This is a genomic window from Bacteroides sp. Phil13 (assembly GCF_001940965.1).
In the GTDB taxonomy this organism is placed as follows: domain Bacteria; phylum Bacteroidota; class Bacteroidia; order Bacteroidales; family Bacteroidaceae; genus Bacteroides; species Bacteroides intestinalis.
The window spans coordinates 121,893-135,720 of the sequence record NZ_MSHA01000085.1; the positions used below are offsets into that span (position 1 = coordinate 121,893).

The 13,828-nt window shown below is 43.8% G+C and carries 10 protein-coding genes and 1 pseudogene; 6 read left to right on the forward strand and 5 right to left on the reverse strand.

Translation table 11 applies throughout. The annotated features are described in order from the left end of the window. Positions 1-17: 17 nt before the first annotated feature. Genes BWI44_RS16860 through BWI44_RS16870 form a run of 3 tightly spaced genes read right to left on the reverse strand, consistent with a single transcriptional unit; the run spans position 18 to position 2,532 of the window. Entirely contained in the window at positions 18-863 is an 846-nt protein-coding gene (locus BWI44_RS16860; protein ID WP_138293247.1) for a DUF5683 domain-containing protein, read from the reverse strand. After that, entirely contained in the window at positions 864-1,751 is an 888-nt protein-coding gene (locus BWI44_RS16865; protein WP_118223456.1) for a ParB/RepB/Spo0J family partition protein, read from the reverse strand. 16 nt (positions 1,752-1,767) lie between these two features. Next, the gene (locus BWI44_RS16870) at positions 1,768-2,532 is read right to left on the reverse strand and encodes a ParA family protein (RefSeq protein ID WP_118217078.1); all 765 of its coding nucleotides are present in this window, start codon (positions 2,530-2,532) and stop codon (positions 1,768-1,770) included. 3,343 nt (positions 2,533-5,875) lie between these two features. Between BWI44_RS16870 and BWI44_RS22395 the strand changes: the two are divergent. The 6 genes and pseudogenes from BWI44_RS22395 to BWI44_RS16900 form a co-directional block, all read left to right on the forward strand. After that, positions 5,876-6,172, forward strand: a pseudogene (locus BWI44_RS22395) (energy transducer TonB); the annotation flags it as partial. Between the two features lie 4 nt (positions 6,173-6,176). Continuing rightward, entirely contained in the window at positions 6,177-7,394 is a 1,218-nt protein-coding gene (locus tag BWI44_RS16880) for a WG repeat-containing protein (protein ID WP_286815214.1), read from the forward strand. A 125-nt stretch (positions 7,395-7,519) separates the two neighbouring features. Next, on the forward strand, positions 7,520-8,803 hold the full coding sequence (locus tag BWI44_RS16885) for an ATP-binding protein (RefSeq protein WP_306562516.1): 1,284 nt from the start codon (positions 7,520-7,522) through the stop codon (positions 8,801-8,803). Positions 8,804-8,851: 48 nt separating this feature from the next. Then, positions 8,852-9,616, forward strand: coding sequence for a 5'/3'-nucleotidase SurE (gene surE, locus BWI44_RS16890; protein ID WP_007667080.1), 765 nt, complete (start codon positions 8,852-8,854; stop codon positions 9,614-9,616). 109 nt (positions 9,617-9,725) lie between these two features. After that, on the forward strand, positions 9,726-10,862 hold the full coding sequence (gene lpxB, locus BWI44_RS16895; protein ID WP_279192601.1) for a lipid-A-disaccharide synthase: 1,137 nt from the start codon (positions 9,726-9,728) through the stop codon (positions 10,860-10,862). 163 nt (positions 10,863-11,025) lie between these two features. Next, positions 11,026-11,775 carry a NigD1/NigD2 family lipoprotein gene (locus tag BWI44_RS16900; RefSeq protein ID WP_278706395.1) on the forward strand — a complete coding sequence of 250 codons (750 nt, stop codon included), beginning with the start codon at positions 11,026-11,028 and terminating at the stop codon, positions 11,773-11,775. A gap of 56 nt (positions 11,776-11,831) precedes the next feature. Here BWI44_RS16900 and BWI44_RS16905 read toward each other — a convergent pair whose 3' ends face one another. Both BWI44_RS16905 and BWI44_RS16910 read right to left on the reverse strand, forming a co-directional pair. Next, positions 11,832-12,671, reverse strand: coding sequence for a phosphatidate cytidylyltransferase (locus BWI44_RS16905; RefSeq protein WP_227073688.1), 840 nt, complete (start codon positions 12,669-12,671; stop codon positions 11,832-11,834). Between the two features lie 22 nt (positions 12,672-12,693). After that, the coding region (locus tag BWI44_RS16910) for an AAA family ATPase (RefSeq protein WP_286815215.1) at positions 12,694-13,828 on the reverse strand (1,135 nt) is incomplete at its 5' end.

A 13,828-nucleotide genomic window follows, 5' to 3' on the forward strand; every position in this document is an offset into this window, starting at 1 on the left:
TGGTATAGCTTAATTCATTAAAAACGGAAACTACATTGCACTCCGACAGATTTGTTGGAGCTGCCTATACTGTATTGACTGTTGATTACGGCAGGTTCTACCCGCATGCTTAGGTCGGGAGTTATATCGAAATTGGATAGTTCCGCATCTACATAGGCATCAATAACCGATATCAGGTAAACACCTATGAAAGCGAAAATACTCAGGTCACGATAGCGCCTGTACGTATCCTTTCGTTTTCGGAGGGTTTCTGTTATCTGTGTTTTGGGGGTTCTGTCCAGATATCCGGGTGGCAAAAGGTCATGAATACTGTTGGCTTCCCAGTTGCCAAGAGCGGCATCTTTGTAGGCCTGCATGTAGTCTTTATACATCTTGTTGTTCCAGGTTAGCGCATAGGCACATCCTGCAAATCCACCATATATAATAGGTAACTTCCAGTATTTACGGTTATAGATTTGTCCGCCACCGGGGATAACCAAGGCGAGCCATGTTGCCTTGGTCGGGTTGGGGATAAATACTTTCTTGTTAAGTGCCCCGTTTATACTGTCTGTTGGTGTAGGAGACACTTGTGGGGTAGTACTGGAAGTCATTTCCAGCAGACGCTTTTTATTTTCGGCAGCAATGCTGTCGGCTATGGCAAGGCTGTCAGCAGCCGAAACCCGTTGCAAGGCGGATTCTGTTTGTGCATTCAGGCTGTCCGGAGCTACTTGCGGCAGTCTTTTCAGTGAGTCTGCATGCTCCAATTGTTGCCGTTTGGCAGCGGCACGCGGACGGTTCTGCCCATACATAGCAATCCCTGCCGTCTGCACGAAGCAAAGCAGCAGGGCGATACACCATTGATATGTTCTTGTTCCTTTCGTCATTTATTTTTTAAGAGTATCGAGTATGCCGATAATACGTTCCAATTCTTCTTCGTTATTGAACGGGATACTGATTTTACCTTTTCCTTTCTCCGAACAGGTCAACTGCACTTTGGTGCTAAAGAAGCCTGATAACTGTTGTTTCAGCATGTTGAATTCTTCCGGCAGTTTTCCTCGTTTGGGAGCTATTTTTCGTCCGCCGCTTTTCACGGCTTCGCCTTCGCTCAGGGATTTTACTATTTCTTCCACCTTACGTACGGAATATCCGTGCTCGATGATTTCTTCGAATATCTTCACTTGCAACTTCGGATCGCCCAGTGTTACAAGCGCGCGGGCATGTCCCATGTCTATCTGCTTGTTCTGCAACGCCATCTGAATGGGGGCGGGCAGTTTCAACAGACGCAGGTAGTTGGCAATTGTTGTACGCTTTTTACCGACACGTTCGCTAAGGCGTTCCTGTGTAAGCCCGTATTGTTCCAGCAGATGCTGGTAGGCAAGGGCAATTTCCACAGAGTTCAAGTCTTCGCGTTGTATATTCTCGATAAGCGCCATTTCCATGACGTTCTCGTCATCGGCAGTGCGGATATAGGCGGGAATACTTTTCAGTCCGGCGAGTTGTGAAGCACGGAAGCGGCGTTCGCCTGCGATGATCTGATATTCATCGTCCGACAGCTTGCGTAGGGTAATGGGCTGAATGATACCTATTTCAGAGATTGAGTCGGCAAGTTCCTGAAGCGCTGTCTCGTCAAATTCATGACGGGGCTGGTTCGGGTTGACGACAATCTTCGACAACTCTATTTCGTTGATGGAAGAAGAGCCTTCGGTCTGCACTTCGTCCATTGAAAGCAGGGCGTCCAGCCCGCGTCCTAATGCATTTCTTTTTTGTGCCATGGTTCTTCGTTTTGAATTAATTATTGCGGCTGATCAGTTCTTTGGCAAGTGCCATATGATTCTTGGCTCCTGTAGAGTCTGCATCATATAAGATAGTAGGCAGACCATAGCTGGGAGCTTCGCTCAGCTTGACGTTACGTTGCACGACGGTGTTGAATACCAATTCCTGAAAGTGGCGTTTTACTTCGTCGTAAATCTGGTTGGCCTGGCGCAGACGCGAGTCGTACATGGTCAATAGGAAACCTTCAATTTCAAGTGCCGGATTCAGTTTAGACTTGATAATTTTGATGGTATTCAATAATTTGCTGATACCTTCCAGTGCAAAGTATTCCGCTTGTACGGGGATAATCACAGAGTCGGCTGCCGTCAGTGCATTGATGGTAATCAGTCCCAAAGAGGGCGAGCAGTCTATCAAGATATAATCAAACTCTTCCTTCAGTGGGGCGAGCACTTCTTTCAGTATCTTTTCCCTGTTTTTCAGATTGAGCATTTCTATCTCGGCGCCCACCAAGTTTATGTGTGAGGATATCACTTTCAGTGTCTCAATCTCCGTGTCGTGGATAGCTTCGCGAACATCGGCCCGGTCGATAATGCATTCGTATATAGTACATTCCGCCTGCTTGATGTCGACACCTAAACCGGAAGAGGCATTTGCCTGCGGGTCTGCGTCCACAACGAGCACTTTCTTTTCCAGAGTAGCGAGTGAAGCTGCGAGATTAATCGTAGTCGTAGTCTTCCCTACACCGCCTTTTTGATTTGCCAAAGCAATAATTTTTCCCATAATCTTAGTGTTTATTGGCAGCGAAATAAGTGATAATTCCGTATTGCGCCTACTAAAAAAGAGAAAGATTGCAAAATCTGTTGATAAGTCGCCCTTTTTGTTAATAACTCCGGGTCGTTTTATTTCATTCCGACTCGTTCCGGCGCTTTTCGTTCTCTTGTTTAGCTCGCAAATATACGTAATTATCTTGAAATGAAACACCTTTTTTGTCTCGCTTGCAGAAGATTAAGATTTGTAAACCAATGTTCTCTGGTTGGAAACGGAAGAAAGAGTCTGTAATGGATAAGGTAGAGAGGCTTTGTTTGATTCAAAACCCGAAAAAATGAATATAATTTAAATCCTGATTCGCATGATTACTTAAAAGATGGTAACGCTTAAAAAATAAGTTGGTACAAAAATGATAAATTTTTCTAGGGAGTTATAGGAGTTAAAGCCGATACTCTTATTTATAACAGCGGAAAGCGCAATGCGAACTGTTGGCTTTAACTCCTATAACTCCCCAGAAAGATTATGTACCAAGTTATTTTTAAATATAACTAAAAGTGCCGTCAGAAGCCTTTCTGGACGGGGTGACTGTTGTTTGCTAAAACCTTATCGGATTTTTACTAATTTTCCGGTAGATTTTTACTAATTTTCAGTCGTAAATTTAGTAAAAATCCGAAGCCCTTTTAGTAAAGGGTGGGACGGATGTATTATGTGTAACTATTTTTTCTTATTTATTTTCCCAACCGGCGAAAAATAACTTAGTAATAGCTGATTGTAGTGCAGACCTTTGTTTGTGTAATTCGTGTAATTTGTGTTCTATTCATATCCGGAGAGAAAGAAATTGATATTATAGAATAATGGGTCGTTGCCGTAGCTGACAGTTGTCCATCCGGCTCAACCGGCAAATATGCACCTCGATAAGAAACTTGCAAGTTTGCATGCTTTTTTTCCCAGTTAGGAAAAAATATTTTTCCAATAGGGCAGTAATTTTGCACCTTTTATCATCTCAGTAAAAGCTCCTGTTGCAATATCAGGGAAGTGCTATTCCTAATAGAGGTGAAAGCCAAAGAGAACCTGCGGGCCGAGAGTCTCCGGCTATATGCCAAGGAATAGCAGCTATTGTTGGCCGTCCGCACTTCCATGTCTGCCTATCGGGAGGAATAGGCACTGAAAGCAGGAGCCATATCGGATTTTCAGAAGGAATGAAGCTTTTTGATAAAAAATGCCTGGTGAATAATTTTGTAATATTATATGTATTATCTAACTTTGAGGCGATAAAATAGATGTTTAATCAGTAAAGCGGTTGCCTATGGGAGAAGACAAAACTCTGATGTAGAAAGGAGATATCCTTTTTGAAAGTAGCCGGACAGGATGCCTGACTATGTGATTTTTAATTATTTCTATTTATTAATAACAAACAAAGGAAAAGCGTTTCCGTTCTTTCTATACATATTAGAGCTTTAGCTCTTATTGCTTGGTCCTGAAAATCGCCAATTGGAAAGCCCAAGAGATATAAGATGTTGAAGTTCATGCTCTATGGGCGTGAACTGTTTACACTTATTCCTTGGGCGCGGTGTTTGGCGATACCTCAGGACCGGATAGGTTGAATGGTTCCGCCTTTTTTATAAACTTCGTTTATATGGTAACACCAAAAGAGTTTCGTTTAGGTGCTGTTTCTGAGCTGATAGGGATGGCATTGTTTTTTCTTTATTATAAGTGGAATTTGCCGTTCCTTTCGATTTCTGCAGTCAATATGATGGGAGAAACTGAGACTACTTATACTGGATTTCAAAAAATATGCCTGAGTTCGGTCAAAGGCAGTGAGTGGATTGGTTGGATGTTCTCTTTATTGTTTATGTTGATTGTAATTTCTACCGCACTGAAAGGTTTTGTTTCCAAAAAATCGGTAGTTGTTTATTTGCATAGCTATTCCATCGGTGCAATGGTGTTTTTTACTTTCTTTTTTACAATAGCACCTTTCCTTATGGCACCTGTTCAGTCTTATGCGATTGAACATAGCTCGGCAGGTTCTTATCTCCCCAATTTAAGTGTTGTACCTTGTATTTTGGTTTTTCCTTTCGGAGTATATTTTGCCGTTACTGCTTTCTTTTCTTATAGACGACTTTTTCAGTGTTATAATGAGTGTCCAAAGTTAGTCGCAAGATATGCATGGCCTTTTTTTAGAAAATCGTGGTTGGAACGCCATTATGGCAAGAAAGCGGAAAATGGCATAAATGGGCAATCCTCTCCGCAGGAACAGCCGCAAGCTACAGAGCCCTCTACTGTTAAAACTTCCAGGACTGAGCCCTCTACTGTTAGTGTCTCTGTTGCTGAAACTTCTGTTGTTGAAGTTTCCGCTTCGTCTAAGTCTCACAAGAAATACTATATAATAGGCGGCGCATCGGTGTTGGCGGTTCTGCTTGTACTGTTCTTCTGTTTGAAGGGGGGAGAGGCTGTGGAAGTGGTAAATATGCCCGCCATTAAAGAAGCCCTTTATGAAGGAAGGGTTGGAAAATCAGAAGTGCAAATGTGTTTAAAGCAGGAAGGAGATTCTTTGTATGGCACCTATTTCTATAAACGGAACAAACAGGAAATTCAGTTGAGTGGGAAGATAGAGGATGGATTGCATTACGTTGTCAATGAGTTTGTCAACGGGAAGAATACCGGAACATTCAAGATGGATTATGGAGAGTATGATGGTGAACACTTCTTTACAGGAAAGTGGACTAATGGGAAAAGACAGGTCAATGTTTATTTGGACGAAATGGAAAGCCGTATCCTGCCCTCTACCGATGTGGAGCACCCATTGGTCGGAGAGTGGCGGACGGGGGAAGATGCCAAAGCATTTGCCCATGCGTGGTTGGGCTTGTATAATCGGGATATTAAAGGATCTTATGGAATCATTAAGATAATGGCCGATGATTGCCTCTATACATTGCACGTGGACTCCATCATGAAGTTAGAGGGTTGCGATGCGTTCGTACATACTTATAAGCAAAATCTTACGTTGCGTTACTTGCCTTCCGACAAAAGCCTGCGGATAGAGACGGAGAAATGGGGTACTTACAATCTGTATATGGATTTCAGGGATTTGGAAAAACGGCTGGCGGATAGGAAGGCCCTGCAGCAATCTCTTTCGGAAGCGTCGGAGTCCTTATCCGAAGCTGAAAGTTCCCCGGAGGCGTCCGAACAGTTGGATATAGTAGAGAATGAGATTTCCGAAGTGCCGTATATAGCCCCTGTTGAAGAAACAAATGAGCGCGAGGAGGCGGAGAGAGCCAGGCTGCAAGCCGAATTGGCGGCTGAACTGCAAAAGGAAGCGGAGGCTGAAGATCCCAATAAGATATATGACAATGCAGAGGTGATGCCTGAGTATCCCGGCGGACAGGTGGCACTGATGCGCTATATCGCACAGAATGTGAAATATCCTAAGAGTGCGCAGGAAAACGGTACGCAGGGAAAAGTTGTTGTGCAGTTTGTGGTGGACACGGACGGAAGTATCATCAATGCATATGTGCTGACAAGCGTTGATCCTGATTTGGATACAGAAGCCCTTCGGGTTATTAAGTCAATGCCTCGATGGACACCGGGAAAGCAGAAGGGTAAAAACGTCAGAGTGAAATATGCGGTTTCTGTTAAATTTAGATTGCCATAAAAAGATGAAAAGATATTTGATAACAATATGTTTGGCAGTAGGCATAGCTTTGCCTGCTGCTGCTCAGTTTACTCCTATCAAGATAGGGGAGAATGCCAAAAAAGTGATAATAAACAGGTATGACACCAACTATGCCTTTCATGATGGCCTGCTTGCCGTGAAGAACGACGAGACCGGTTTGTGGGGTTTCATAGACGAGCAGGGAAATAAGGTGATTGATTACCAATGGAGTTATAAAAGTTTCGGTTATCCTAAATTCGGTGGTGGAGCTTGCCTGGTATGCAAGTCTGGTAGTGACATGTGGGGGCGTACTGAGACTTGGTACGTCATTAATAAGCAGGGGCAGGCTATAAAGCTCAATGCGAAGATTATAGATTCTGCTCCTTTCAATAAAGATGGTTATGCCTTGATTATAAAGACGGTGAATGACCGGTACTCCAAGTGTACTTATATTGATAGGCAAGGTCGTGAGGTGTTCCCGGCTCTTGCTCAAACGATGCTAACTGTGGGAGCGCAATGCCCGGAAGAGGCGCGTTCCTTCTCCGATGGTTTGGCGGCTTTCTATGACATGGATAAAAGGCGTTATGGATTTTTCAATAAGGCTGGTAAGATCGTTTGCCCGGCTATCTATTTGAAGGTACAAGATTTCAGTGAAGGTCTGGCTGCTGTAAAAGTGACCGAGAATGGCGGACGCTGGGGATTTATTGACGTATCGGGCCATATGGTGATTCCTGCTAAATTCAGCAAAGAGCCTTATCCGTTTCGTGAAGGGAAGGCTTCCGTTGCAAAGAGAGAAGGTGGAGTGGTGATGATTGATAAAACCGGAACGGTGATAAGCCCCGAGTTTAAGGATATCCGCAACTTTTATTTGGGATATGCTTACGCGCAATACGATGGCAAATCGTGTATGGATATTGTTGACGAGAACTTTAATGTAGTCAGGTCGCAGTTGGAAAATAAAAGATTGGATCCGACCAGGCGAAATGGCGAACCTATTGAGTTCATCAATGGTTATTCCACTTGGGCGGGTAGTCCGGGAGCCTCTTTGCCTTTCCTGCTGAGTCCTATAGGGAAAGTGCTTCGCTTTAGCTCTAATTGGGGAGAAAGTATAGATGTGGAGCATCGTACAGAGAAAGTCATTCATGTGAAACTGAAAAAATATGATGGTTTCATTGATTATGACGGGAACATTGTGTTTTATTTTGCAGAAGACGAATTTTAGATAATTCATGATGTGCGGTTGTTTGTGCTGAATATAAAATATAGGGTTTTTGTATCTGTTTTATTCGATATATCGAACAATATTACGTTGTTTTTATTCGATATATCGAATAAAATACTAACTTTGTGATACTAAAAGCAAAGTGTTATAACGGTATGGAAAAGCAGGAGTTGAAAGCGTTGATAGCTGAATATCAACAATTCGTTTCTATGGTGCAGGTGATGAAACGTCCGGTTGAACTGGAAGCCAATGGGAATTATGTATTTGTAGGATTACGGCGTGCCGGAAAGTCCTATTTATTATATCAACTTATTCAGGAAAAGCTTCAATCCGGAATTTCTATAGAACAAATCCTGTTTGTTAACTTTGAGGATGAACGCTTTATTGGTACGGAAACCAAGGACTTGAACGAAATATTGGAAGCGTATCGTGAAATGTATGATAGGGAACCGATCCTCTTTTTAGATGAAGTGCAAGTCGTTGCTGGTTGGCAAAATTTTGTTCGTCGATTGGCCGATACCAGGCATTCTGTGTATGTGTCCGGCAGTAACGCTGAAATGCTGAGTAGTGAAATTGCCACTACGTTAGGAGGACGTTTCCTTATTTATGAAGTATATCCTTATTCTTTTTCAGAATATCTGGCAGTCAATGGAGTATCCCTCCCTCGGAATTGGGAATTCAATAGCATAAAAAATAAAGTTGTGCAGTTGGGTGAAGAATACTTCAGGTATGGGGGATTACCGGAAATAATCGATATCCGGAATAAGCGTCCTTGGCTTTCCAGTTTGTATCAAAAGATCTTTTTTGGCGATATTGTTACTCGTTATAGCATTAGAAATGATGACGCGCTAAAGTTGATGATTAAGAAACTGACTGAGAGTGTGATGCATCCGGTGTCCTATAACCGGATCGCAAATATAACCTCTGCTTCGGGAAGTAAAATAAGTGTTTCCACTACTGTTGAATACTTGAAATATCTTGTGGCCTCTTGGCTCATATTCAGTGTGTCCAACTATGCTTCTGCTCTGAGTGAGAAAGAGTCCTTGAAGAAATACTACTTCATAGACAATGGTATACTGAACTTGTTTTTAGTGAATGGGAATGCGCGTTTATTAGAAAATTTGGTGGCAATAACACTCTATAAACGGTATGAAGAGCAGTTGTACTATTATAGCCAAAATGTGGATGTTGATTTCTACATTCCTTCTGAGGAATTAGCGGTGCAGGTTTCGTATGATATCTCTGATATGAAGACATTGGATAGGGAGACTACTGCTCTTGTTAAATTGCGGAATGTTTTTCCGAACCTGCAAGCATGGCTGGTTACTTATAATGAGGAACGTACTATTATTCAAGATGGTTGTAAGATACGAGTGGTCCCGTTTTGGAAATGGTTATTATTGTATTAGGTGCTTTCTTTATTTTTGCCTACTTTTGCACTGAAAATTAGGATAAATATGGAAAATCAGAGACCTTTGATATTAATATCCAATGACGATGGAGTCATTGCGAAAGGTATTAGTGAGTTGATAAAGTTTCTCCGTCCGTTGGGAGAAATCGTAGTAATGGCGCCGGATGCACCGCGTTCGGGCAATGCAAGTGCGCTGACAGTGACCGAACCTATTCATTATCAGTTGGTACGTAAAGACGTAGGACTTACGATTTACAAATGTTCCGGTTCTCCGGTAGACTGTGTGAAGCTTGCCTTCCATACAGTACTCGACCGCAAACCGGATTTGGTAGTCGGCGGTATCAATCATGGAGATAATTCTGCCGTGAATGTACACTATTCCGGTACGATGGGAGTGGTAATTGAAGGTTGCCTCAAAGGAGTTCCCTCTATCGGTTACTCTCTTTGCTGTCACGATCCGAACCCTGATTTCGAACCTTCGGGGCCTTATATCCGCGAGATTGCCCGTCAGGTTCTGGAAAAAGGACTGCCACCGTTGACTTGTCTCAATGTGAACTTCCCCAATGTAAAAGAGCTGAAAGGCGTCAAAGTATGCGAGCAATCCAAAGGACAATGGACGAATGAATGGGAAAACTTTGCACATCGTGGCGATACTCATTATTATTGGCTGACCGGTGAATTCCAGAATACGGATCCTGATAATGAGAAGAACGACCATTGGGCACTCGATAACGGCTATGTAGCCATCACTCCAACTACGGTGGATGTTACGGCTTACAATCTTATTGATGAGTTGCAATCTTGGTTTTAGAGAAGTTGAGAATTGAGAGTTGAGAATTGAGAGTTAGTTGTACTATGACGCTGCATAGTAACTCTCAATTCTCAACTCTCAACTCTCAACTTCATAAAATTTTAATTTTATGAAGTATTACTTGATTGTCGGTGAAGCTTCCGGTGACCTGCACGCGTCTCACCTGATGGCTGCTTTGAAGGTAGAAGACCCACAGGCGGAATTCCGCTTCTTCGGGGGAGACCTGATGGCTGCGGTTGGCGGAACGATGGTGAAGCATTATAAGGAGTTGGCATATATGGGATTTATCCCTGTGTTGCTGCACCTGCGTACCATCTTTGCCAATATGAAGCGATGCAAGGAAGATATCGTTGCTTGGCAGCCCGATGTGGTGATATTGGTGGATTACCCCGGTTTCAACCTGAGTATAGCCAAGTTCTTGAGGGCGAAGACACATATCCCTGTCTATTACTATATCTCTCCGAAGATATGGGCTTGGAAGGAATACCGTATCAAGAATATCAAACGGGATGTGGATGAATTATTTTCTATTCTACCGTTCGAGGTGGAATTTTTTGAAGACAAACATCACTACCCGATACATTATGTAGGTAATCCTACGGTAGACGAAGTGACCCTTTTCCGTGCAGAGTACCCTGAAACCTTTGACGGCTTTGTTCGTGAAAACAACTTGGATTCTAAGCCAATCATTGCTTTGCTGGCAGGTAGCCGGAAGCAGGAAATAAAGGATAATCTACCCGATATGCTTCGGGCAGCTTCTGCTTTTCCGGAATACCAGTTGGTTTTGGCTGGTGCACCCGGTATTTCTCCCGATTATTATCACGAATATATAGGTGATGCGAAGGTGAAGATTCTCTTCGATCAGACCTATCGCCTGCTACAACAAGCTGAGGCGGCGTTAGTGACTTCGGGGACTGCTACATTGGAGGCTGCTTTATTCCGGGTGCCGCAAGCTGTTTGTTATCATACGCCGATAGGGAAAGTCGTCTCTTTCCTGCGCCGCCATATACTGACGGTGAAGTACATTTCGCTGGTAAATCTGATTGCGAACCGTGAAGTAGTGAAGGAACTGGTAGCTGATACAATGACAGTTGAACAAGCACGTGCCGAACTGGAACGTATTCTATATGATAAAGATTATCGGCAGCGAATGCTTGATGGATATGAATACATGGCGGCACGCTTGGGTGATGCAGGTGCTCCGAAGCGGGCGGCACAAGAGATGGTACGCTTGCTACGAAAGTGATTCTTCTTACATAATGAAACCTCTTTGGCTTCAAAAGACCATAAAATTGTTAAAAGTGATAAAGCCGGTGCAGTAATAGCCCGGCTTTCGTATTTTATAGTCAGAACATGCGATATTTATGAACTAAACAATTATTACGGTAACAAACAAGAGGACTTTAATTATGAAGAAATTACATTGGTTATTTATGATGATGTGCCTGGCGGTGCTACCTGCCTTGCAATCGTGCGATGATCTCGACGGCGGATACTCAATCGGGGACTTTTCTTATCCGAACTGGGCTACTATACGTGTAAAGGGGAATGCTTTCTATATGGAGAGTGATACTTGGGGAACACTTTGGCCTATCAATACGGATATGGGCTGGTATCAGCCGGTAGACGGACAACGTGTGGTTACGGTGTTCAATCCTATTTATGATAATTATGAAGGATATGACCATGCTGTGAAGATCTTGCGTCTTGAGCATGCCCTGACGAAAGTAGTGGAACCGTTGACTGCTGAGAATGAGGAAGAATATGGTAATGATCCGGTACTGATTTATAAGGGAGACCTGACGGTCAGTGGTGGTTATATGAACATTGTCTTTATGCAGAACTTGCCGAAGGATCCTGATACGAAACATCGTATCAGTCTGGTGCAACCTGCTGAAGCTACAGCAGATGCTGTGAGTGAAGATGACGGATATCTCCATCTTGAACTTCGTTATAATAACTACGGTGATGTAAGTGGACGCCGTGCCGCCGGATTAGTTTCTTTCAATCTGAAAGAAGTATTGACTCCTGAGATGAAGGGTATCAAGCTGAAACTTAATTCGGAAGTGAATAAAGAAGTAGAAATAGTATTTGAAAAACAATCAAATAATGCTGAAGAAGCTTCGAACTTAGATTTCTCGAAGATGCAATTGAAGTAGAGTAAAGTGTTTTGTGTGAAGCCGGGTGAATGTGAATTCCTCCGGCTTTTTTTATTTTATAACAAGGTCAATACATAGAGGTAGACCACTGCCGCGGGGATTGCCAGTAAAGCGCTGTCGAAGCGGTCGAGCATTCCTCCGTGCCCGGGCAGGATATGTCCCGAGTCTTTAATACCTAACTGGCGTTTCATCAGTGATTCCGTCAGGTCTCCCCATGTGCCGAATATAACAACGATCAATGCCAGTCCTGCCCATTGCCAAACAGGCATGAATGGGAAGTAGTGTGCAAATACAAATGAAGAGGCTATAGAGAATACACCACCACCGATGCTTCCTTCCCAAGATTTCTTAGGGGAAATGCGTTCGAATAGGCGATGCTTGCCAATCAGGGAACCTACACAGTAAGCACCTGTATCGCTCAACCATATAAATACGAAGATGGAAAGCGGCAGGATAGGGTTATAGGTCACACTGCTTTCTGTAGGGTTATATTGGAAAGCCAATACATTGAGCAGCGCAAACGGCAATGCCACGTATAGCTGGCTCAGCATGGAAAAAGCCCAGTTGCCGATGGGATTCTTCTTTTTCAGGTAAAGTTCCGTAATCATCAGGTAAAGCAGTAAAGCCAGATAAGGCAGGAATACCTGTGCTCCGATGGTTGACTGGCAGAACCCCATTACGGCCAGGAAGAGATAAGCGCCTCCAAGGGCGGTGATCGTCTTATTGATTTGTACTTCACCGCTTTGGTTTATCAAGTGCCCAAATTCGTGTACGCTCAGTGCACCGATAATGGTGAACAGGATACCGAATGAAAGGGGGCTGTATAGGATACAGCCCACCAATACTACTACGAATAACACACCTGTGATGGCGCGTTGTAAGAAATTGCTTTTCACGGTAATTCCGTTTTTTAGTTCTTTATTCTTTTGCGGGTCCGGGTCGCTCTACAGAAACTTTGGTTCCTTCTGCGGAAACCTTTGTATTACCGGTTTCATTTCCGCTTTCAACATTGTTTTCCTCTTCCGCTTTTACTTCTTTTTCGCTCTTCGCAGCTTCTTTTGCAGCTGCTTCTTCCGCTTTCTTCAGATCCTCTGAAATCTTATTGGCACTGATCTCCTCCGAACGGGAAGCCCAGGGACGTTTTCCAAAGATTTCTTCCACATCTTCTGCAAAGATCACTTCTCTGTCTATCAGTAACTGTGACAGTCTCTGGTGTCCGTCCTTATGATCGGAGAGTATCTTCTTCGCACGCTCGTACTGTTCGTTCACCATGTTCTTAACTTCCTCGTCAATCAGTTCGGCAGTCTTTTCACTGTACGGGCGATTGAAAGAATATTCTTCGTTATTGTAATAACAAAGGTTAGGCAGTTTCTCACTCATACCGAGGTAGGCAATCATGCCGAAAGCCTGCTTCGTCACACGTTCCAAGTCGTTCATGGCACCGGTTGAGATACGTCCCAGGAATAAATCCTCGGCAGCACGACCACCCAGTGTGGCACACATTTCGTCGAGCATTTGCTCTTTGGTAGTGATCTGGCGCTCTTCGGGCAGATACCAGGCGGCACCCAGTGCACGGCCACGCGGAACGATGGTCACCTTGATCAGTGGGTTGGCATATTCCAATAACCAGGAGATGGAAGCATGTCCCGCCTCATGGATAGCAATGGAACGGCGTTCTGCCTCAGTGGTAATTTTCGTTTTCTTTTCCAGCCCACCTACGATACGGTCTACGGCATCGAGGAAATCTTGCTTACCTACGAATTTCTTGCCATGACGGGCAGCGATAAGTGCTGCTTCGTTGCAGACATTGGCGATATCAGCACCGGAGAAACCCGGAGTCTGGCGTGCCAACAAGTCTACGTCTACCGTATTATCTATTTTGATAGGACGCAAGTGTACACCGAATACTTCTTTACGTTCGTTGAGGTCGGGGAGGTCTACATGTATCTGACGGTCAAAACGTCCGGCACGCAGCAAAGCCTTGTCCAGTACGTCTACACGGTTGGTAGCAGCCAGGATGATTACACCACTGTTGGAACCGAAACCGTCCATT